The sequence below is a fragment of the Pikeienuella sp. genome (assembly GCF_046290545.1).
Taxonomy (GTDB): domain Bacteria; phylum Pseudomonadota; class Alphaproteobacteria; order Rhodobacterales; family Rhodobacteraceae; genus Pikeienuella.
In genome coordinates this window covers 73,543-94,971 of the sequence record NZ_JBKAGV010000009.1, presented here as the reverse complement: position 1 = coordinate 94,971, position 21,429 = coordinate 73,543, and the positions used below count along the sequence as shown (strand labels likewise).

Annotated in this window: 19 protein-coding genes and 1 tRNA gene; 10 read left to right on the top strand and 10 right to left on the bottom strand. The window is 71.0% G+C overall.

Annotation, left to right across the window (positions count from 1 at the left end):
* Positions 1-28 precede the first annotated feature (28 nt).
* The 6 genes from ACE37J_RS07695 to ACE37J_RS07670 all read left to right on the top strand — a co-directional run bounded on the left by ACE37J_RS07695 (position 29) and on the right by ACE37J_RS07670 (position 3,857).
* Positions 29-277: an accessory factor UbiK family protein gene (locus tag ACE37J_RS07695; RefSeq protein ID WP_409709554.1), complete on the top strand. Its 249-nt coding sequence runs from the start codon at positions 29-31 to the stop codon at positions 275-277.
* Between the two features lie 104 nt (positions 278-381).
* The gene (locus ACE37J_RS07690) at positions 382-1,260 is read left to right on the top strand and encodes an ABC transporter transmembrane domain-containing protein (RefSeq protein ID WP_409709551.1); all 879 of its coding nucleotides are present in this window, start codon (positions 382-384) and stop codon (positions 1,258-1,260) included.
* Positions 1,261-1,415: 155 nt separating this feature from the next.
* Positions 1,416-1,919: a YbjN domain-containing protein gene (locus ACE37J_RS07685; protein WP_409709548.1), complete on the top strand. Its 504-nt coding sequence runs from the start codon at positions 1,416-1,418 to the stop codon at positions 1,917-1,919.
* A 97-nt stretch (positions 1,920-2,016) separates the two neighbouring features.
* Complete coding sequence (phaP, locus tag ACE37J_RS07680; RefSeq protein ID WP_409709545.1) at positions 2,017-2,493, top strand: TIGR01841 family phasin; 477 nt, start codon at positions 2,017-2,019, stop codon at positions 2,491-2,493.
* A gap of 53 nt (positions 2,494-2,546) precedes the next feature.
* Positions 2,547-2,621 (top strand) — tRNA-Glu (locus ACE37J_RS07675).
* Between the two features lie 72 nt (positions 2,622-2,693).
* Entirely contained in the window at positions 2,694-3,857 is a 1,164-nt protein-coding gene (locus ACE37J_RS07670) for a cytochrome P450 (protein WP_409709542.1), read from the top strand.
* On the opposite strand, the gene ACE37J_RS07665 is transcribed toward ACE37J_RS07670, so the two are convergent.
* Positions 3,847-4,068, bottom strand: a complete 222-nt coding sequence (locus ACE37J_RS07665; RefSeq protein WP_409709539.1) for a hypothetical protein — start codon at positions 4,066-4,068, stop codon at positions 3,847-3,849. The two genes, ACE37J_RS07670 and ACE37J_RS07665, sit on opposite strands and share 11 nt — an antisense overlap.
* A gap of 403 nt (positions 4,069-4,471) precedes the next feature.
* Between ACE37J_RS07665 and ACE37J_RS07660 the strand changes: the two genes are divergently transcribed.
* From ACE37J_RS07660 to ACE37J_RS07645, 4 genes are read left to right on the top strand one after another with little or no spacing between them, the layout of a single operon-like run.
* Complete coding sequence (locus tag ACE37J_RS07660; protein WP_409709536.1) at positions 4,472-4,786, top strand: hypothetical protein; 315 nt, start codon at positions 4,472-4,474, stop codon at positions 4,784-4,786.
* Positions 4,783-5,970: a winged helix-turn-helix domain-containing protein gene (locus tag ACE37J_RS07655; protein ID WP_409709533.1), complete on the top strand. Its 1,188-nt coding sequence runs from the start codon at positions 4,783-4,785 to the stop codon at positions 5,968-5,970. The genes ACE37J_RS07660 and ACE37J_RS07655 overlap by 4 nt, the downstream gene beginning before the upstream one ends.
* On the top strand, positions 5,967-7,607 hold the full coding sequence (locus ACE37J_RS07650; protein ID WP_409709531.1) for an FAD-binding dehydrogenase: 1,641 nt from the start codon (positions 5,967-5,969) through the stop codon (positions 7,605-7,607). Before ACE37J_RS07655 ends, ACE37J_RS07650 begins: the two co-directional genes overlap by 4 nt.
* An 11-nt stretch (positions 7,608-7,618) precedes the next feature.
* Positions 7,619-8,011 carry a rhodanese-like domain-containing protein gene (locus ACE37J_RS07645; protein WP_409709528.1) on the top strand — a complete coding sequence of 131 codons (393 nt, stop codon included), beginning with the start codon at positions 7,619-7,621 and terminating at the stop codon, positions 8,009-8,011.
* 4 nt (positions 8,012-8,015) lie between these two features.
* Here the strand turns inward: ACE37J_RS07645 and ACE37J_RS07640 are convergent, their stop codons facing one another.
* The 9 genes from ACE37J_RS07640 to ybgF all read right to left on the bottom strand — a co-directional run bounded on the left by ACE37J_RS07640 (position 8,016) and on the right by ybgF (position 21,363).
* Positions 8,016-8,588 carry a hypothetical protein gene (locus ACE37J_RS07640; protein WP_409709525.1) on the bottom strand — a complete coding sequence of 191 codons (573 nt, stop codon included), beginning with the start codon at positions 8,586-8,588 and terminating at the stop codon, positions 8,016-8,018.
* 22 nt (positions 8,589-8,610) lie between these two features.
* The gene (locus tag ACE37J_RS07635; protein WP_409709522.1) at positions 8,611-9,981 is read right to left on the bottom strand and encodes a glutamine synthetase family protein; all 1,371 of its coding nucleotides are present in this window, start codon (positions 9,979-9,981) and stop codon (positions 8,611-8,613) included.
* The gene (speB, locus tag ACE37J_RS07630; protein ID WP_409709520.1) at positions 9,978-10,925 is read right to left on the bottom strand and encodes an agmatinase; all 948 of its coding nucleotides are present in this window, start codon (positions 10,923-10,925) and stop codon (positions 9,978-9,980) included. The genes ACE37J_RS07635 and speB overlap by 4 nt, the downstream gene beginning before the upstream one ends.
* 19 nt (positions 10,926-10,944) lie before the next feature.
* Entirely contained in the window at positions 10,945-13,899 is a 2,955-nt protein-coding gene (locus ACE37J_RS07625) for a FecR domain-containing protein (protein WP_409709517.1), read from the bottom strand.
* A gap of 13 nt (positions 13,900-13,912) precedes the next feature.
* Positions 13,913-15,247: a hypothetical protein gene (locus ACE37J_RS07620; protein ID WP_409709514.1), complete on the bottom strand. Its 1,335-nt coding sequence runs from the start codon at positions 15,245-15,247 to the stop codon at positions 13,913-13,915.
* A 116-nt stretch (positions 15,248-15,363) separates the two neighbouring features.
* A complete protein-coding gene (locus ACE37J_RS07615; protein ID WP_409709511.1) occupies positions 15,364-17,856 on the bottom strand; it encodes a DNA translocase FtsK in 2,493 nt (830 codons plus the stop codon).
* A gap of 1 nt (position 17,857) precedes the next feature.
* Positions 17,858-19,060 (bottom strand): aminotransferase class I/II-fold pyridoxal phosphate-dependent enzyme, encoded by a 1,203-nt coding sequence (locus ACE37J_RS07610; RefSeq protein WP_409709508.1) that lies wholly within the window; start codon positions 19,058-19,060, stop codon positions 17,858-17,860.
* Positions 19,061-19,256: 196 nt separating this feature from the next.
* The gene (tilS, locus tag ACE37J_RS07605; RefSeq protein ID WP_409709506.1) at positions 19,257-20,552 is read right to left on the bottom strand and encodes a tRNA lysidine(34) synthetase TilS; all 1,296 of its coding nucleotides are present in this window, start codon (positions 20,550-20,552) and stop codon (positions 19,257-19,259) included.
* Positions 20,545-21,363 carry a tol-pal system protein YbgF gene (gene ybgF, locus ACE37J_RS07600; protein ID WP_409709503.1) on the bottom strand — a complete coding sequence of 273 codons (819 nt, stop codon included), beginning with the start codon at positions 21,361-21,363 and terminating at the stop codon, positions 20,545-20,547. The genes tilS and ybgF overlap by 8 nt, the downstream gene beginning before the upstream one ends.
* Between the last annotated feature and the right edge of the window lie 66 nt (positions 21,364-21,429).

Here is a 21,429-nt window from a genome sequence, read left to right as displayed (position 1 = left end):
ATGGGGATGAGCAGGAAAGGACTTCGCCATGCAGAGCCGCAACCGGATTCTGGACGATCTCTCGCAGCTGATGACGAACGCCGCCGGCGTCGCGCAAGGCGTGCGGGACGAGGCGGAGACGGTGATCCGCCAGCGCATGGAGCGGCTCCTCGCCGACATGAACCTCGTGACGCGGGACGAGTTCGACGCCGTCCGCGACATGGCGCAGAAGGCGCGGGAGGAGAACGAGGCGCTCGCCGCCCGCATCGCCGCGCTCGAAGCGCGCATGGGCGGCTGAGCGCGAAGCGGGCGCGCCGCCCGGCGCCCCTGCCCGCCCCGAGACGCATCGAGAAGACGGGGGACGACAGCCCGGCCGGCTCCCTTGCCGGCTTCGTCTGGCGCATGACCAGGCTGTGGCAATTCGCCGCCCTCGGCCTCGCGCTCCTCGCCACCGCCCTCGCCCTCGCGCCCATCGAGCTGCAACGCCGCCTCTTCGACGACGCCATCGCGAAGGGGGACGCGCGGCTGCTCGTCCTCCTCGCCGGCGTCTATCTCGCGGTGGTCGCGCTGCATCAGGTCGCGAAATTCGCCCTCGGCCTCGTGCAGAACTGGCTGAGCGAGAGCGCGCTCCGCTACACGCGGGACCATCTCTGGGGCCTCCGCGGCGCGGAGCCGCCCGCAAACGGGAACGGGCGGGACGTGACCGCGATCCTGACGACGGAGCTTCCCGCACTCGCCGGTTTCGCGGGCGCGCGGCCGAGCCAGGCGCTCGCCGACCTTGCGATGCTCGCGGGTGCCCTCGTCTACATGTTCGTCGTCGAGCCGCGGGTCGCGCTTGTCGGGCTTCTCCTTCTTCTACCTCAGGTTGCGCTCGCGCCGGTGATCCAGCGCCGCCTCAACCGCCTCGTCGAAGCGCGGCTGCGGCTCATCCGCCGCTACGCCGCGGCGGCGGGGGCGGAGCGGCCGCCAGAGGCGAAGGGGATGCGCCGGCGCGTCTCCAATCTCTACGACATGCGGCTCCGCTTCGTGTTCTGGAAGCTGGTGATGAAGGCGCTTCTGAATTTCCTGAACGCGGCGGCGCCCCTCGCGGTGATCGCCGCGGGCGGGTTCATGGTGATCTCGGGGGAGACGAGCCTCGGCGTCGTCGTCGCCTTCGTCGGCGGCTTTTCCCGGCTCGGGGACCCGGCGCGCCAGCTCATCGCCTTCTACCGCGAGGCGGCGGAGGCGAATGTCCGCCACCGTATGATCGCCCGCTGGATGAGCGCGCCCGACGCCGGCTGAGTGTGCGGCGCAAGAAGAATTCGCTTTACGGAGTCGCTACGCTGCGGCACCATATCTCGTAGGTCGAAGGTTAACAGATCACGACCTGTTGGCATCCCAACCAGCCCTAGCAGGGCGGGCGACCCTGCCGGGCGACAGATAAGGGAACGCGAGGCATGGAAGCCGTCGAGCACGACATCTTCACCGAAGACCTTCACCCGATCGACATCGTCGAGACGCTCGCCGAGCGGCGCGACTGGGAATTCGACCGGGTGGGGGAGGATCAGATCGCGATGGCGGTGGAAGGCGCCTGGACCACCTATTCCCTCACGCTCGCCTGGTCGGGCCATGACGAGACGCTGCGGCTCATCTGCACCTTCGAGATGGCCCCGCCGCCGGAGAAGCGGACCGAACTCGCGCTGCTGCTCGACAAGGCGAATGACCTGATCTGGTCCGGCTGCTTCACGCTCTGGGACGAGCAGAAGCTGATGGTCTATCGCTACGGCCTCGTCCTCGCCGGCGGCGCGACGGCTACCGCGGCGCAGATCGACGCCATGCTCCGCGGCGCGGTGATGGCGGCGGAGCGCTTCTATCCCGCCTTCCAGCTCGTCGCCTGGGGCGAGGAGAAGGCGGGCGCCGCAATCGACATCGCCATGTCGGGGGCGCTCGGCCGCGCCTGATTGTGCGCCGCAACATGAGCCTTGATCCGACGCGGCGGCGGCGGCTATGCTTCCCTCGCCGCGTCGCACCACGCGGCGCAGCCGAAAGGAGGCTCGAATGTTCGGCAAAGGCGCCAATCCCTTCGATCCGGCGAGGCTCGCCGAACTGATGAATCCTGCGGAGCTGTCGAAGCTCTTCGATCTCTCGGCGCTCAAGGGCTTCGACCAGTCGACCCTTTTCGAGGCGCAGAAGCGCAACATGGAGGCGCTTGTCGCGGCGCAGAAGGCCGCCGCCTCCGGATATCAGGACCTCTTCGAGAAGCAGGTCGCCGTCTTTCAGGAGACGATGAAAACCGCGCAATCCCAGATCGCCGCGCTTTCCCGCGCCGAGCCCGGGCCCGAGGCCGCGAAGAAGCAGGCCGAGCTGACGGCGAAGGCCTTCGAGACCGCGGTTTCCAACGCCCAGGCCCTCGCCGAGGCGGCTCAACGCGCGAATGCGGAGGCCTATTCCCATATCAGCGCCCGAATCGAGGAAAGCCTTGCGGAACTGACCGGGAAGACCGGCGGCAAGGCGGGCGGGAAATCCGGCCGCTGATAGCCCCTGGCGCCTTGAAACCCGCCGCCGCGGCGATTATCACGCATCGAGACGCTCCCTTCGTCTATCGGTTAGGACGTCAGATTTTCAATCTGAAAAGACGGGTTCGACTCCCGTAGGGAGTACCAGACCGGCCCCGCATCGCGGCGGCCGGTTTCCTTTTTCCCGGCGCGGGCCGCCGCTTCGTGCTACCCGGCCTCATGGACCTGCCCAGCCTCAGCCAGAACCCGCGCGACCCGGCCTTCGCGGCGGACCCCTATCCGTTCTACGCCCGGATTCACGCGCTCGGCGGCGCGGCCTTCTGGGAGGAATACGGGATCCCCGTCGTCGCCGCCCATGCCCGGGTCAACGCGATTCTGCGCGACCGGCGATTCGGCCGGGTGAACCCGCTCGCCAAGCCGCGCCCGCCCGGCCCCTTCGCCGCCTACGAGGCCGCCTCCCTGCTGGAGCGGGACGGGGAGGATCACGCCCGCCTCCGGCGCCTCCTCGCCCGCGCCCATGCCGCACGGCGGGTCGAGGCGATGGAGCCGGAAATCGCGGCGCTGGCCGACGGGCTGATCGACCGCTTCGCGCATCGCGGGCGGGCGGAGCTGATGTCCGCCTTCTGCCTGCCGCTGCCGCTCCTCGTCGTCGCCCGCCTCCTCGGCGCGCCGGAGGAGGCCGCTGAAGCGATGCGCGGCTGGACGGAGGCGATGGTCGCCCCCTACGCCTTCGCCCCGCCCCCCGATGCCGCGGCGAAAGCAGACGAGGCCGCCGCCGCCTTCCGCGCCTTCGTGGACGACCTGCTGGACCGGCGCCGCCGCGACCCCGCGGGCGATCTTCTCTCCGCCCTGGCCGCCGCGGAAGGGGAGGGCGCGACGCGGGAGGAGACGGCGGCGGCCGCCATGCTCACCGTCGCCGCCGGGCATGAGGGGGCGGCCCACGCCCTCGCCTCCGCCATCCTCGCGCTCTCCGCCGCCGGCGCGGCGCCCTCTGAGGCTTCGGTGGAGGAATGCCTCCGGCTCGACCCGCCGCTCCATCTCTTCCGCCGCTTCGCGCAGGAGGATGTCGCGTCCTTCGGCCTCAGCCTGAAGCGCGGTGGGGAGGTCGGCCTCCTCCTCGGCGCGGCGGGGCGGGATCCGGGGCGCGTGGAGCGCCCGGAGGCGTTCGACCCGGCGCGGCCCGAACCCGCCCATGTCGCCTTCGGCGCGGGGCCGCATTTCTGCCTCGGCGCGCCGCTGGCGCGGCTGGAGCTTCGCGTCGCGCTGTCGCGGCTCTTCGCCCGCCTCCCCGGCCTCCGCCTCGTCGCGCCTCCCGTCCGGGAGGACCGCTATCACTTCCGCGCCGTCGCCGCGCTGGAGGCGGAATGGCCCCTCAGAGGATGAGCCCGAAAAGGATGAGCGCGAGGCCGAGCGTCGCGCCGCCCATGGAGGCCATGTTGACGGCGGAGAGCCGGGCGAACACCGCCTGAAGCTCTCCCTCCTTCTCCTCCCCCCCCTTCACTCGCCGCGCGAGCCGGATGCACCAGCCGAGCCCGGCGAGCCCGAGGGCGACGAGGATCAGCCCGAGGGCGACGAGAACATGGGAAAGGGTCATGGCGGGCTCCTTCCCGGCGGGCCCTAGCGCGGCGCGCGCGCGGGCTCAAGCGCCGGAAGATTCGCTACACGCCCCTAACAACGGTCAGACCGCCGTAACATCTTGAACGGCCTCAAATAGCGCCTGGCAGATCAGACACGTGGCTGATCTGCGCGCGGCCGCCGCCCCCCGGCGGCCGCGTTTCCGCGCCCGCCGCGGCGTCCGCCGGCAGATCTTAGACCGACGCGGCGGCTTGGAGCCCCTCGCCCTTCGGCTTGCGCCTTCAGGCGACGGCCTCGGCATCTCTCCACTGGAGAGATGCTTTTCGAGGCCGGGGAGAGCAATGGAGGGCGTCCGCCAGCCACGACCGCCTTAGCAGCCCCCCGCGCTTGACAGCCGCGCCGCCCCGCCGCAGCAAGACCCCATGACCGACGTATTCACCCTCCTCGCCCATGCCGGCCGCGCGCCCGATGACGGCCTTCCCGAAGGCGCGACCGGCGCCGCCCTTCTCCTCTACGTCGCCGCGAAGGACGAGGCGGAGGCGGCGCGCGAGGCGGCGAAGACCCTGCAGGAAGCCGGCCTCGCCGTCCTCGAACTCGAAGGCCACGGCGCGCTGGCGGAGCGGCAGGCCGCGGGCGAGGAAATCGGCGAGGAGGAGATTCTCCTCATGGAGCGCGCGCGGGCCGAGAACGCCGTCATCGTCGCGGCGCTGGAGGCGCTCTACGGCGAAGAGGCGTGAACGCCCGGCCCCTCATCGACAACGCCCGCGCCCGGCGCCTCTTCCTCGGCCGCCACGCGCTCGCCGAGGCTCCGTCGCGGCGGGACGATGCGGCGCTCCTCGCCCTCATCGAACGGCTCGGCTTCGTGCAGGTGGACAGCATCCGCACGGTCGAGCGCGCCCACCACATGATCCTTCACGCCCGCACGGCGGGCTACCGCCCCGAACGGCTCGCCCGCCTCATCGAGCGGGACCGCGCGCTCTTCGAGCACTGGACGCATGACGCTGCGGTGATCCCGACCCGCTTCTATCCCTTCTGGCGCCGCGCGGCGGCGGACGGGGCGGAGCGGCTGGCCGAGCGCTGGCATGGTTATGGCCGCACGGGCTTTCGCGAGCAGGCGGAGGCGGTGCTGGCCGAGATCGCGAGGCGCGGCCCCGTCATGGCGCGGGAGATGGGGGAGGACGAGCCGCGATCCTCGGGCGGCTGGTGGGAGTGGAACCCCTCGAAGGCGACGCTCGAATGGCTCTGGCGGGCGGGAAAGCTCGCCGTCGCCCGCCGCGAGGGGTTCCAGAAGGTCTATGACCTCGTCGAGCGGGTGATCCCGCACGACCATTCCGCCGATCCGCCGCATCGGGCGGAACTGGTGGACTGGGCCTGCGCCGCCGCGCTGGATCGCCTCGGCTTCGCCACGCCGGGGGAGGTCGCCGCCTTCTGGGGCCTCGTCACGCCGGAGGAGGCGAAGGACTGGGCGCGCATGCGCAATGACCTGATCGAGGTCGAGGTGGAGGGGGCGGACGGCGCCCGCCGCGTCCACCTCGCCCGGCCCGACCTCCCGGAGGAGCCGCCGCCCGACCCCCCCGGCCGCATCCGCGCCCTCTCCCCCTTCGACCCGGCGCTGCGGGACCGGAAGCGCGCGGAGCGGCTCTTCGGCTTCTCCTACCGGATCGAGGTCTTCGTCCCCGCGCCAAAGCGGAAATACGGTTACTACGTCTTTCCCCTGATGGAGGGGGACCGGATGATCGGCCGCATCGACATGAAGGCGGAGAGGGAGGCGGACTCGCTCACGGTCTCCGGCCTCTGGCTGGAGCCGGGCGTGAGGCTCTCCGCCGGGCGCATGGCGCGGCTGGAGGCGGAGCTGGAGCGGCAGCGGCGCTTCGCCGGCGTCGGCCGCGTCGCCTTCGCGGAGGGATGGGTGAAGCCATGAAGACCGATGTCCTCATCGTCGGCGCCGGCCTCGCGGGCCTCGTCGCGGCGCGGGAGGCGGTGCTGCGGGGGCGGCGCGTCGTGATCGTCGATCAGGAGGCGGAAGCCAATCTTGGCGGGCAGGCCTGGTGGTCCCTCGGCGGCCTCTTCATGGTCGACACGCCGGAGCAGCGCCGCCTCGGGATCAGGGACAGCCGCGATCTGGCGTTGTCGGACTGGATGGGAACCGCCCGGTTCGACCGGCCGGAAGATCACTGGCCCCGCCTCTGGGCCGAGGCCTTCCTCGATTACGCCGCCGGCTCGATGCGGCGGGAGCTTCACGCCCTCGGCGCCCGCTGGTTCCCCGTCGTCGGCTGGGCGGAGCGGGGCGGCGGCTGGGGCTCCGGCCACGGCAACTCCGTCCCGCGCTTCCACGTCACCTGGGGAACCGGAACCGGCGTCGTGGAGATCTTCGAGCGCCCGGCGCGGGAGGCCGCCGCCTCGGGCAAGCTCCAGCTCCTCTTCCGCCGCCGCGTCACGCGCCTCGTCACCCGCAATGGCGCGGTGGTCGGCGTCTCCGGCGAGGTGCTGGCGGGGGACGGGGCGGGTCGCGGCGAGGCCTCGACGCGGGAGAGCGTCGGGGAGTTCGAGATCGAGGCCGAAAGCGTAATCCTCGCCACGGGCGGCATCGGCGGCAATCATGCCCTCGTGCGCGCGGCATGGCCGACCGAACGCCTCGGCCCCGCCCCGGCGCACATGCTCTCCGGCGTCCCCGCCCATGTGGACGGCCTCATGCAGGGGATCGCCGCCGCAGCCGGCGCCCGCCTCATCAACGGGGACAGGATGTGGCATTATTGCGAGGGCGTGGAGAACTGGCGCCCGATCTGGCCCCGCCACGCCATCCGCATCCTCCCCGGCCCCTCCTCGCTCTGGTTCGACGCGCTCGGCGCCCGGATGGAGCCGCCCTGCCTCCCCGGCTTCGACACGCTGGCGACCCTCCGCCGCATCCTTTCGACGGGGAAGGACTGGTCCTGGTTCGTCACCACGCAGAAGATCGTGGAGAAGGAATTCGCCCTCTCCGGCTCCGAGCAGAACGCCGACCTCACCTCGAAATCATGGGCGAAGGTGCTGAAGGCCCGCCTCGGCAAGGGCGCGACGCCGGAGGTGGAGGCCTTCAAGCGGGAGGGGCGGGATTTCATCGTGGAGCGCGACCTCTCCCGCCTCGTCGCGCGCATGAACGACCTCGCGGGCGAGACGCTGCTGGACGAGGCGCGGATGCGGGCGGAGATCGAGGCGCGGGACCGGCAGGTCGCCAATCCCTTCGCGAAGGACGTGCAGGTCGCCCTCGTCAACGCCGCGCGCCGGTATCGGGGCGACCGGCTCATCCGCACCGCGAAGCCGCACCGGATTCTCGACCCGTCCGCCGGGCCGCTCATCGCCGTCCGCCTCCACGTCATGACGCGGAAGTCGCTCGGGGGGATCGAGACGGACCTCGAAAGCCGCGCCCTCGGGCAGGGCGGCGCCCCCGTCCCCGGTCTTTTCGCCGCGGGGGAGGTGGCGGGCTTCGGCGGGGGCGGCTATCACGGCGTGAGCGCGCTTGAGGGAACCTTCCTTGGCGGCTGCATCTTTTCCGGCCGCGCCGCGGGGCGGGCCGCCTGAAGGAGAGAAAAATGCCCATCAAGCCCGCCTTCGACATGGTGAAGGAAGCGACGGCCGTGATCGAGACGATCAGCCCGGCGGACGCCATGGCCCGCCTGAACGACGAAGATTTCCTCCTCGTCGACATCCGGGACCCGCGGGAGCTGGAGCGGGAGGGGCGTATCCCCGGCGCCTTCCACGCGCCCCGCGGCATGCTGGAATTCTGGGTCGATCCCGCGAGCCCCTATTTCAAGCCGGTCTTCGCGGAGAAGAAGAAGTTCGTCTTCTTCTGCGCCGCCGCCGGCCGCTCCGCCCTTTCCGTCCGCACCCTGCAGGAGATGGGGATGGACAACATCGCCCAGCTCGGGGAGGGCTTTTCCGGCTGGAAGAAGGCGGGCGGCCCGGTCGAGGGCGGCGGGGCCTGAAGCCTCAGCCCCGCCCGGCGAGCACCACGCAGGAATCGTAGGCGTCGCCATGTTCGGCGAGCGCGGCGAGCAATTGCCGGAGTTCGAGCGCGGCGAACCCCTCCGAGAGCCCGAGGCCGAGATGGATCGGCGCTTCCGGATCGGCAAGGCGCGAGAGAATGTCGGTCGCATCGCCGCCACGCTCCGTCCCCGTCTCGCCCGCCCATGTGGCGAAGGCGAGGTCGGGCCGGAGTTCCACCAGCTTGCGCGCCTCCGGCGGGATCACGCGGGAAAGCGAATGCGCCCCGGCGCCGAGCATCACGAGATTTGCCCGGAGGAACCCCTCCTTCGCGGCGGCGCCCGTCTCGGCTCCGATACAGGCGAGCCGCGCCTCGGCGACCTCCCCGAGCGTCAGCCCCGGCGCGTCCGAATACGCAGCCCCGAGATGCGCAAAGGCCGAGGCCGCCGCTTCGGCGTCGTGCGGCGGGTGATGGGTCAGGTGGCCCAGCGCAAACATGAAGAAGGCGTTGCGCGTCGCATAGAGCGCGCCGCCGCCGATCAGGACCAGAAAAACCCCGATGACGAGCGAGAGCCGCATGCCACCCCCCGACGGCTTTGTCTCAAATCAATCTGGACGTTACTATATGCTCGACATCGGAGACGCGCATAGCGAAACCTTCGGCCTCCTGCCGTTTCATCGCCGAATAGACGCGGGTGAACTCCTCCCCAAGGGCGCGATTCACGAAATCCGATTCGGCGAAGAGCCTCGTCGCCTCGCGCCAGCCGCCCGGCAGCCGCGCCGCGCCCTCCTGCGGGTCCCCGCCCTCGGTCGGCGGGCCCGGGTCGAGCTTGCGTTCGATCCCCTCCAGCATCGCCGCGAGGATGAGCGCGAGCGCAATGTAGGGGTTGGCGTCAGATCCGGCGACGCGATGCTCCAGCCGCGCGCCGCGCCCCGCAGCGGTGGGCACGCGCACGGCGACGTTCCGGTTGTCCACGCCCCAGACGGCGTGGACCGGCGCGAAGGAGCCGGGGCGGAGGCGGCGGTAGGAGTTGAAATGCGGCGCGAAGCCGAGCGTCGATTCCGGCATCCGCGCAAGCACCCCGCCGATCGCGCCCGCGAGCGCTTCATTCGGAACCTCGTCATCCTCGCCGGAGAAGATGTTGCGCCCCTCCGCATCCAGCACGGAGACGTGGAAATGCTGGCCCGAGCCCACCTCGTCGCCATAGGGCTTGGCCATGAAGCAGGCGTCCATCCCGTGCTTCCGCGCCACCCCGCGCACCGCGCGGCGGAGCGCGATGGCCCGGTCCGCCGCCGCCAGCGCATCGTCCACATGGTTGAGATTGGCCTCGAACTGGCCCGGCCCGAACTCGGCCATGAAGCCGGTCGTCGTCGCGTCCAGCATCTCCGCCGCCGCCTCGATCTCGGAAAGGAGCGGCTCGAAATGGCGCTGCACGTCGAGGAGATAGGCCTGCCCGGATTCGAGCCGCCGCCCCCCGGCGCCGAGCGGCGGCTGCACATGCCCGCTCGGCGCCGCCTCCGCGTCTACGAGGTAGAATTCGAGCTCCGGCGCCACGACCGGCTTCAAGCCCGCCGCCTCGTAGCGCGCGAGCACGCCAGCCAGCGCGGCCCGCGGATCGTAGGGATTGGGCGATTCCCAGTCCACATCGGTCAGCGTCATCAGGCATTGCGCCGCCGGCCGGTGGGACCAGAGCATCGGCCGCAGCGTGTGGAGGAGCGGCGCCGCGATCCCGTCCGGGTCGCCGACCTTCAGCGCGATCCCGTCCGCATCCGTGTCCTGGCTGAAGATGTCGAGCGCATAGGTGGAGGCGGGCAGCCGCTGCGCGCCGGGCGCGAGCTTGCCGATCTCGGAGATCGGCAGCCACTTGCCCCGCATCACCCCGTTCATGTCGGGCCAGACCAGCTCGATGAACTCGATGTCCGGATGCTCTGAGAGGAAGGCGTCGAGCGCCGCCTTGACCGGGGAGCTCAAGGGCGCACCGCGTAGAGGCAGAGCATCTCAAGCGCAACCGTGGCGCCGGCGAGGGCCGTGATCTCGGCATGGTCATAGGGCGGGGAGACCTCGACGACGTCCATGCCCACGAGGTTGAGCCCCTTCAGCGCGCGAAGCATCGCCAGCGCCTGCCAGCTGAAGAGCCCGCCGCAAACCGGCGTGCCCGTGCCGGGCGCGCAGGACGGGTCGAGCGCGTCGATGTCGAAGGTCAGATAGGCCGGCCGGCCGCCGACGACGCGGAGCGCCTCTGCCGCGACCTCCTCCGGGGTCGAGCGGTGGCAGCGGATCGCGTCGATCACTGTGATGCCGAGCGGGTCGTCATTCGTCGTGCGGATGCCGATCTGCACCGAATGCGCCGGGTCGATCAGCCCCTCCCTCACGGCGCGCCAGAACATCGTGCCGTGCTCCACCCGGTCGCCCTCGTCCTGCCACGTGTCGGTATGCGCGTCGAATTGCACGAGGGCGAGCGGCCCGCCATGCTTCTTCGCGGCTGCGCGGAGCGCGGGATAGGTGGTGAAATGGTCCCCCCCGATCACCAGCGCGGCCTTCGCCTCCTCCAGCACGGAGGAGATCGCCGCCTCGATGATCGCGGGCGTCTCGCCGGGGCGCCCCGGGTCGAAGGCGACATCGCCCCAATCCGCCACCGCCAACCGCTCGAACGGGTCGAACGCCGAGGGCCAGGCGCGGGACCAGGCGAGCTGCGTGGAGGCCGCGCGCACCGCCCGCGGGCCGAAGCGCGTTCCCGGCCGGTTCGTCACCGTCGTGTCGAGCGGAACGCCCATCACCGCCACGTCGACGCCCGCCAGGTCGCGGGCGAAGGCGCGGCGGCAGAAGGAAAGGGCGCCGGAATACATCGCCTCGTCATGCGTGCGCTGCTTCAGCGTCGTCGCCGTGAAGGCGTAGTCCTTCCGATGATCCGTCATGCGCCCCCGGGAGCGCGGTTCAGCGCTCCCCCCAGAATGTTCCTGTCGCGCGGATTGAACCCGAAGAGCTGTCGAGGCGCAATGACCCGGCGGTCGCCCGCGCGTCATTCGCGTTCGGCCCGTCGAAGAAGGAGCCGTCCACCCGCGCGGTGATCGGGTCGGCGGCGGAGATGATCGTCTCCCCTCCATAATCGTTGAACCCGCGCCGGCCCGAAATGTCGTCAACCGTCACCTGGAAATCGGGCAGGTTCAGCACGTTCTGGAAGCCTGCCTGGCCGATCCGCTGGCCGAAATCCCAGTCGAGCTGGAAGCGCCCGCCATCGACGAAATCGGCGCCGTTCAGGTTGATCGCGTTGACCGTTACAGGGCCGTTGAAGGTCGCAAGCCCCGAGGCGGGCAGGACGTCCGTCCGGTCGCCCGCGACCCATGTGCCGAGGCTGAACTGGAGTCGGGCGTTCTGGAAATCGCCGGGGTCGTTATCCGCGAAGCGGAACTGCCCCGTCCACCAGCCCCAGGTCAGGAATTGCGGCGTGAGCGGCGTGTTGGCCGGATAGAGGTTTGAGGCCTCCGCGAGCCCGTGCGAGAGCAGCGCGCCGCGCAGCGCCGTGTCGCCGAAACTCGAGGGCGGCCGGCCGGTCAGGAAGCCGTCCTCCGTGTCGACGCCCGTGCCCCCGAGGAAGTCGGGGAAGAAGACGTCGGCCAACGAGGCGGAGTCGTTGTGCTCCCGCATCCCGAAGCGGGCGTTGTCGATCACGGCGGAACGGTTGCCGCCGAAATTCAGCAACGCGCCGAAGATGGATGAGCCGTCCGTCTCGTCGAGGCCGATCGAGACCGAGCCTTGGGCGCTTTGCAGGCCGAAGCCGGCGCGGACGCCGGTCACGCTCCCGTCCGCCGATGTGCGGAGGAGGAACTTCTCGTCCCCCGCCTGGCTCCGGAGGAACGCCGCGCCCGAGCCGTAGCCGAAGGAGAGGAACCGCACCTCGTTCGCGGCGAGCGCGTTCGCGCCCGCGAATCCCGTCTCCGTCGCATAGGCGGCGGGCGTCGCGCCGAAGGGGAAGCGGTCGGTCGGCGCAAACAGGTTGGAGCCGGTCCGCTCCGCGAGATGGAGGTTGCCGTAGGTGGTGTCCGGCCCGCCGCCCTGAAGGAAGTTCTGGAAGAAGCTGGCGAAGACTGCGTCCTCCGGCTGATCGTCCCCAAGGCCGAAGGAGCTGATGTTGGTGAGCACCAGATAATCGTCCGTCGCGCCGAAAACGGTCTTGCCGCCCGTCTGGTCGACGGAGTCCGGCACGGCGAGCGTGCCCACGAAAGGCTGGATCCGCTGCGCCGCGCCCTCGCCGCCGATCCGGAATGAGCCGCGGGAGAAACTCGTCATGTCCGGCGCGTCCGCCCCGTTGTTCTGGACGCCGGCGGCCCCGACCATCAGCAGGAAGTTCTGGTTCGCGCCCGTCCCCTCGACGCGGAAGGTCGGCAGCAGCCACTTGTTCCCGAGATTCGAAGCCGAACCTGCGCCCGCGCCGAAGAGCGGCTGGTTCGGCCGGGAGACGAGGAAGATCCGCTCCCGGCTCCCGTTGTCGAAGACCTCGCCGAGCCCTGCGGGCAGGAATGGAACGGCCGTGCCCGGGGTGGAGATGTTGAGGTCCGGCAGGACCCGGAACTCGGTGGCCCGGAAATTGGCGTTGTTCTGGTTGAGCGGGCGAAGCTGCGTCGGCCCCGGCTCCGCGCCGAGGATGAAGCCGATATCGCCGTCCGCCGGGTCCTGCACCCAGTAGGCGAGAAGGCCGTCCTCCACGTCCGCGAATCCGGCCCCGACGATTTGCTGCCCGTCCGGGCCCGAGGTCTGGGCGGGGTCCACGTTGAAGAAGCCGGATTGAGACGGCGTGTTGAGACGGACGACATCCACCGCGCCCTGCTCGTCGATGAAGGTGATGACGATGGAGCCCGACTCGAAGCCGGTCGCCAGCGCGCCCTCGTCCGAGACGGCGAGATTGGCGGCGACAGGATCCGAGACGACCACGCCGTCGGCGTCGGTGAAGGAGCGAGCTTCGGCGATGAAACCGCCGCCGATGAAACTGGCGAACGGATTGGGCTCCGGCTCCGGCTCGGGTTCCGGCTCCGGCTCTGGCTCGGGCGACGGGCCTTCCACGACCGTATCCTCCGGGTCCTGCGCGCCCGGCGTGACTTCGGGAGTGGAGGAGATCGTCTCCTGCTCGACCTCTGCGGCGTTGTCCTGCGCAGGGCGCTCGCCAAGCGTCGAGATCGGCGCGGCGGCGACCGTGTCGGGCGCCTCCGAGTTGACGGAGGAGACGCCGGAGCCCTCCACCGACTCGCTCTCGACCCCCTGCTCGGAGCCGCCGCCGCCGCCCTGCATCGTGTTGTAGAGCGCGGCGACGTCCGCCTCCGACGCGACGCCGAGATATTCCGGCTGTCCGCCCGCGCCGATCTGCGCGAAGGCGTTCGGCCGGTTCAGCGTGAGCGAGCCGCCCGGCCCGTCGATCTTCGTGTATTCGCCGGCGACATGCATGACCTTCGTCGTGTCCCCGTCCACGACGACGAGCCCGATGCCGCCGCGGATGCCGATCGTCGCCGTCGGCGTGCCGATCACCGCGTCATTGGTCTTGGTGATCCGCCCCCCGATCATCCGCATCACGCCGCGGGTGACGGTGAGGCCGATCTCGCCCCGCTCCGTGTCGGGGTCATAGACATACTTGTCCAGCACGATCTCCGAATTGGGGGAGATGGTGAGCGAGGTCTGGTCGAGGAACAGCATCTGCCCCGAACCGACCGGGGAGGAGACGATCCGCTCGTTCGCGATGACCCGGTCGCCGAGAAGGAGCGCGCGGGTCGTCGCATCCGGCGGGGTGCCCTCGATGTCCCGGTTCGCCGCGGCGACGGAGCCGATCTCGCGCGCCTCGGCGGGATTCTGCGCGCCGAGAAGGAGCGCCGCGATGGCCGTCGTGGTCAGTAAACGCCGCATGGTCCGTCCTCCCTCAGAAATCGAAGCCGACGCTCAGCCCCGCGCCGACATTCTCGAGATCGAAGTTCCTGATGTTCGAATTCCGCGCCAGCCCGTCCACATCCGCCGCGATCCAGAATCCGTCCTGCAGGTGGAAGACATGGCGAAGCCCGGCGCGCAGGTCGATATCCTTGCGCTCCCGCCCGCTCGCCGCCCCCACGATGGTCGGGTCCGGCGCGTCGAAGACGCGGCCCGTCGCCTGTACGAAGCCGGTGAGGTTCCACCGGCGCGTCACCCAGTCCACCCCGCTGTCATAGCTGTAGCTGAGCGAGGCGCGGAGCGTGCCCTCGGTGTTGCTGTTGAAGTCCGCGTCGGCGAATTCCCGGTCGATGAACGCCGCCCCGCGGAACACGAGGTCGGGCGAGGGGAGCCAGGCGAAGCCGCCCGAGGCTCGCAGCACGACCGAGTCGAAATCGTTCCGCCCGTTGAAATAGTCGCGATAGCCGGCGCGCGCGGACCCGAAGACCGAGAGCGATTCGGAGAGCGTGTCGCTGTATTCCGCCCCAGCCGAGCCGGTCAGATAGAGCGCGTCGTTCGCGGAGCGCACATATTCGACCTCCGCGAAGGGCCGGAGCTTCGGCCCGAACTGCCGGTCGTCGAGCGAGATCTGCGGGCCGGTGCGGAACTGGAGGGAATCCACGTCCGAATCCGTGGCGTCGAAGTAATGCAGGCTGAAGACCGAGGCGTCCGTCCGCCAGAAATCCGAATCCGGCTGCCCGAGATCGTAGAAATGCGAGACGGAGGCGGACGTCCTGATTCCGAAATCGTCATCCTCGAGGAACTGGTTGGCGAGCACCGCCGGCAGGCCGAAAAGCTGCACGGTGGAATCGTCCGGCCCCAGCGTGGCGTTGGAGGCGTAGGCGATCCCGGTCGAGACCGAGCCGACGAATACGCTCGTCTCCGTCCGCTGCTCGATGGCGCGCAGGAACTCGTTCGCCTTCCCAACCACCACCGGCGGCACGTCGGAAAAGGCGAGCACGTTGTTGAAGTAGTACTGCGCCGTCGTGTAGCTGCCGAGCCGGTAATAGGCGGCGCCGAGCTCCATGTGAACGCGCGGCAGGTCCTTGTTGTAGATCAGCATCCGCTCAAGCGTCGAGATCGCCGCCTCGAGATCCTCAAGCCGGATGGAGACGAGTGCATAGGAGAACATGAGGTCGAGGTCGTCCGGCCGCTCGAACATCTGCGCGAAGATCGCCTTCTGCTCCTCGCGGAGCGCGGCGCGGTCGTCGGTGGGAACGAAGCCCTGGGCCGAGGCGTCAAAAGCGCCGAAAGCCGCGGCGAGCGCCGCCGCGCGAATTACTGATTTCATATGACCCCCCGTCCCGTCCTCGGTTTACCGCAACTTTCGCGATAAACATTAAGATTTCCCTCGCGTAACTCAGAACGTATTGCGAGGCGGAGGCGCGGCGCAAGCCTTGATTGGCCTTATCTTTCTTCGACAAGCACCTCGCGCTTGCCGACGTGGTTTGCAGGCGACACCACGCCCTGCTGCTCCATCATGTCCACGAGCCGCGCGGCCTTGTTGTAGCCGATGGCGAGACGGCGCTGGATGTAGCTCGTGGAGCATTTCCGCTCCCGCGCCACGATCGCCACCGCCTGATCGTAAAGCGCCTCGTCCGAATTGTCCCCGCCGCCAAGGCCGAGGATCTCGTCGATCGCCGCCTCGTCCTCGTCGTCCCCGCCCTCGGTGACGGCGGAGACGTATTCGGGCTCGCCCTGCGTCTTCAGATGGGCGACGACCTCCTCCACCTCCTCGTCCGAGACGAAGGGGCCGTGGACGCGGGTGATCCGCCCGCCGCCGGCCATGTAGAGCATGTCGCCCATGCCGAGCAGCTGCTCCGCCCCCTGCTCCCCGAGGATCGTGCGGCTGTCGATCTTCGACGTGACCTGAAAGGAGATCCGCGTCGGGAAGTTCGCCTTGATCGTGCCGGTGATGACGTCCACCGAGGGCCGCTGCGTCGCCATGATGAGGTGGATGCCGGAGGCGCGGGCCATCTGCGCGAGGCGCTGGATGCAGGCCTCGATCTCCTTGCCCGCCACCATCATGAGATCCGCCATCTCGTCCACGATGACGACGATGAAGGGCATTTCCTGCGGCTCGATCTCCTCCGTCTCGAAGACGGGCTGGCCCGTCCCCTCGTCGAAGCCAGTCTGCACGGTGCGGGAGAAGCCCTCGCCCTTCGACAGCGCGTCCCGCACCCGGGCATTGTAGCCGTCGATGTTGCGGACCCCCATCTTGGACATCTTCCGATAGCGGTCCTCCATCTCCGCCACCGCCCATTTGAGCGCGACGACCGCCTTCTTCGGGTCGGTGACGACGGGGGAGAGGAGATGCGGGATGCCGTCATAGACGGACAATTCCAGCATCTTCGGGTCGATCATGATGAGCCGGCATTCCTTCGGGCTGAGCCGGTAGAGGAGCGACAGGATCATCGTGTTGATGGCGACGGACTTGCCCGAACCCGTGGTGCCCGCGACGAGCAGGTGGGGCATCTTCGCGAGATTGGCCACCACCGGCTCCCCGCCGATATCCTTGCCGAGCGCGAGCGCGAGCCGGAAGCTCGAATCGCCATAGACGCCAGAGGCGAAGATCTCCCTGAGCAGCACCATCTCCCGGTTCGCGTTCGGCAATTCGATGCCGATCACGTTCCGCCCCGGCACGGTGGAGACGCGGGCGGAGAGGGCGGACATGGAGCGCGCGATGTCGTCCGACAGCCCGATGACCCGGGAGGCCTTGAGGCCCGGCGCCGGTTCGAGCTCGTACATCGTCACGACCGGCCCGGGCCGGATCGCCCCGATCTCCCCCCTCACTCCGTAATCGTCCAGCACGCTTTCGAGCATCCGCGCGTTCTGGTCGAGCGCCGCATCACTCTCCCGGTGGCGGGCGATCTTGGAGGGCGACTGGAGGAGGGAGAGCGGCGGCTTCACATAGCTTTCCGGCTCCTCGTCGAAGGCGAGCATCGGCTGCTCTTCGGCCGTGGCGGCGCGGGATTTCTTCGCCGGGCGCTGCGCGCGCTCCACCGGCCGCTCCGCCGGCAGTTCGGCGACCCGTTCGAGCGGCGGGCCCGCGCGGCGCAGAAGGGCCGGAAGGGGGCTTTCCTCCTCATCGGCAGGGGCTGCGGCGGCGGCGGCGAAGCCCGGCTCGCGCCTCGGGCCTTCGAAACCAGGCTCCTGCCGCCGCGCGGCGCCGAGCGGGGGCGGCGGGGCATGCGTCTCGCTTCGCGGTTTCGCCAGCGCCGCGCGCATCCGCTCCACGACCCATGCGCCGACCATCGCCGCATGAACGCCCACGGCCACGAGCGCGGAGACGAGCGAGTGCGCGAGGAAGCCGAACGCCGCCCGCGCCTCCCCCGTCGTCACGCCGAGCGCGAGGAGCGAGAGCGGGAACACGGCGAGCGCCAACCCCAGCGTCGCCGGCTTCACGATCTCCGCCGCCGCTCCGGGCAGCGCGCCGAGCAGGAGGCTGAGCGCCCCGTCCCCGATCATGCCACCGAGCCCGCTGGAGAAGGGCCAGCCCTCATGCGGCGCATGGGCCGAGGCGAAGATCGCGGCGAGGAGCAGCGCCGGCGGCGCGAAGACCACCCGCGCCCAGATCCGCTCTTCCCCCGCATGGGCGAGGAGCCGCCCCGCCCATGCCAGCGCGAAGAGCGGCAGGCCCCAGGCGGCGAGGCCGAGGGTCTGGAGAAGCGGGTCGGCGAAGAGCGCGCCCGGCGCGCCGAGGAGGTTCCGCGGCGCGGCTTCCGTCGCGTTGAACCAACTCGGATCGTCCGGATGATGCGTCCCGAGCGCGAGCGCGAGCGCGGCGCCCGCGAGCGCGAGGAACGCCCCGGCCAGTTCCGCCCCCCGCCGCGCGACGAAGGCCCGCGCCGCCGGCGGCAGCAGCGGCGCCTTCTCGTCCTCCGACCAGCTCTTCGCCATCCTAGCCCCCCAATACCGCGCGGATCGCCCGGAGCCCGCGCTCCACCCGCTCGGGCTCGTCCACCAGCGCCGCGCGGATGCGCCCCGCGCCGGGGTCCGTCCCGTCAAGGCTCCCCGGCCGGCTGAGATAGGCGCCGGGCAGGACCCGGACGCCATGCTCCCGCCAGAGCCGCAGCGCCGCCGCCTCCCCGTCCTCGACTTCGAGCCAGAGGAAGAACCCGGCGGCGGGCGGCACGTAGCCCGGCAGGTCGCCGAGAATGCGGTCCGCCATCTCGTATTTCACGGCGTAGAGCGCGCGGTTCGCCTCCACATGCGCTTCATCGCGCCAGATCTCGGCGGCGGCGAGCTGCGCCGGCAGCGGCAGCGGCGCGCCGGCATAGCTCCGGAGTTGCCGCAAGGCCGCCACCGCCTTCGGCCCGCCCGCGGCGAAGCCGGAACGGAGGCCGGGCAGGTTCGACCGCTTGGAAAGCGAGTGGAAGACGACCACGCGCTCCGGGTCCGCCCCCGCCTGCGCCGCGGCGGCAAGCGCGCCCGGCGGGGCCGGGCCGCGATAGACTTCCGCGTAGCATTCGTCCGCGAAAATCATGAAGTCGTGACGGTCCGCCAGCGCGATCAGCCCGGCCCAGTATTCGTCGGAGGCGACGGCGCCCTGCGGATTGGCGGGGGAGCAGAGATAGGCCGCCGTCGTCCGCTCAAGAATTTCGGCGGGCAGCGCCGCGAAATCCGGCAGATGCCCGCTCTCCGCCGTCGCGTTCACGTAGTAGGGCTCCGCCCCCGCGGTGATCGCGGCGACGGCGTAGCACTGGTAGAACGGGTTCGGCAGGAGGATGACGGGCTTCTTCCCCTGCTTTTCTTCCGGCGAGAGCGCGACGGCGGCGGCGAACAGCCCCTCCCGCGTCCCGTTCAGGGGAAATACCTGCCGCATCGGGTCAAGCGAGACGCCATAGCGCCGCCCGATCCACCCCCCGATCGCCTCCAGAAGCTCCGGCGCCCCCTCGTTCGGTGGATACTTGCCATAGAGCGGCACATGCCGCGCCAGCGCCTCCGCGAGGAAGGGCGGGGCCGGATGCCGCGGCTCGCCGAGCGACATGGCCACCGGCTCCGCGTTCGCCCCCGCCGGGCCCGGCGGATAGACGTCCAGCAGCGCGCGCAGGCGCGGGAACGCGTATTCGGGCAGGTTCGCGAACCGCTCGGGAGACTGCATCGCTCTGGCCTCATGCGGAGCCTCTGACGGGCTCTCGTCCGGTCAAGGTAACCGACGGGGGCGCCGGGGTAAAGTTTCTTCGCGAAAGGGGGAGGGCGCCCGCCTTCGTCTTTCGCCCGGAGGCCCAAGCCGCAGGGCGAAGAGCGTCCGGCCTCTCGATGAACGGAATCCCGAACCGGGAACGCGCCCCGGCCGCTCACCCCCCCGGCCAGCCCGCGCCCGCCCGCCGCGCCGTCAATCCCTCGCCCCAGCCCGCGAGCGGCGCTGCGGCCAGCGCCTCGCCGCGCCAGAGCGCCGGAGTGGTGATCCGCGCGGCCTGCGGCGCCGCGCGCCAGTGCGCCGGCGCCCGCCACTCGCCCGTCGCCGCCATCTCCGTCAGCCGCCGCGCCCCCGCCTCGCCGAGCGGGGCGACGAGCCCGTTCTCGCCCGCCCGCGCCGCGAGGAAGAAGCGCCCGTCCCAGATCGCCCCGCCTTCCGGCAGCGAAGCGGGCGCCGGGTCCACCGCCGCCGCCTCCCGCGCCAGCATCACATGCGACGGCCCGTCAGGGCGGATCAGGCAGCCGTGGAGGCTCCGCCCGCCGCCGAGCCGCCAGGAGAGGATCGCGCTCATCAGCGCCGCCTCCGCCTCCGCCCGCGCGCCGTACTCCGCGCCGGAGACGCGGGCCAGCGCCGCGCGCAAGAGCCGCCGCGAAAGCTCCGTGGGCGCCGCGCGAAGCGGCGCGACGGCGAGGCGCATCTCCCCGCAGGCGCCTTCGCGCGCCGCCTCCTCCGCCAGCGCCGCGGCGGCGTGGTCCAGCGCCTCCCGCGCGCTCCGCATCCGTGCTGCGGTGGAGGAAAGCCCCTCCGCCGTCAGGCCCAGAGGGTCCAGCGCCTCCAGCGAACGGCGCGCGCGCACGCGGTCGAAGCGCAGGTCCTCGTTCGATGGGTCCTCGACCCATCCCGCCCCCCGCGCCTCGAGAAAGGCGCGGAGATCGGCGCGCCGGAGCCCGAGGAGCGGCCGGAGCCATATCGCGCCCTCCGCTTCCGTTCGCGCCGCCATCGCGGAAAGCCCGTCCACGCCAGAGCCGCGGGCGAGCCGCATCAGAACCGTCTCCGCCTGGTCGTCCATCGTGTGGCCGAGCGCCACCGCGTCCAGCCCTTCCCGCGCCGCCCAGGCGGAGAGGAGCCGCCGCCGCGCCGCCCGAGCCGCGGCCTGGAGGTTGCCCGCCGCCCCGCGCCCCTCCCACAGGATCGTCTCATGCGGGAGGGAGAGCGCCGCCGCATCGCGCGCGACGAAGGCCGCCTCCTCCGCGCTATCGGGCCGGAGCCCGTGGTCCACCGTCGCGACGGAGAGCGCGGCGCCCCGCGCCTTCGCCCAGTCCGCCGCCGCATGCATCAGCGCCATGCTGTCCCCGCCGCCCGAGACGGCGAGGCCGAGGCGCGGCGCCGCCCCCGCCAGAAGCGCGTCGAGCGCCTCGGCGACTTCGGAGAGAACCGGCGCGGCCTCAGCCACAACCGGCGCGGCCCGCCTCCCGGGCCGCTCGGGCGATCTGCTCCGCCGCCTGCGGATAGCGGCTCGGCACTTCGCGGAGCGTCGCGCAGCCGACCTCGCGGTTGCCGAGGAGGCCGAGCGTGATCCCGAGCTTCAGGAGGCTTTCCGGCGCGGTCGGCGCCGCGGGGTTCAGCTCCGCCCCGTCGATGAACCGTTCCGCCGCCGCGCGGTATTCGCCGGCGGTGAAATGGACCTCGCCGAGCCGGTAATGCGCCTCCGGCGCCAGCGCGCTTCCGGGATGGTCGGTGAGGAAGCGCTCGAACGCCGCCCGCGCCGCGCGCGAATCCCCGCCCTGGGCGGTCGCCAGCGCCGCGTCGAAATCGGCGCGCTCCGCGCCGGAGACATCGGCGCGCGAGGTCAGCACGCCGAGAACGCCGCCGCCCTGCTGCGTCGGCGCGGGAGCGGGCGCCGGCGCGGGGGCCGGGCTCGTCTCTTCCTGGAAGAGGATGGAAGGGTCGCCGCCTTCCAGCTCGATGATCCGGTATTCGAGGTCGAGCATCTTCTGCTTCGTCGCCGCCTCGTGCTGGCGCTGCGCGAATTCCAGCCGCTCGACCTGGCCGACGAGCCGCTTCAGCTCGTCCTCGAGCGCGGCCATGCCGCCGCCCGCGGCGACGACGCCGCGGAGCCGGCCGAGTTCGGCCTGCATTTCCTCCAGCTGCTTCTTCATCTGGAGGAATTCGTAGCGGTCCACCTGCGCCGCCGCGCCGGAGGCGAGGCCGAGCGCCATCGCCAGCCCGAGGAGCGGCGCCGCCGCGCCCATCCGCATCGTCATCGCGCTGCCTCCCCTGTCAGTTCGCGCGGCCGGAACGCATCCGGCCGCGCGATCGTTCCGTTCCGG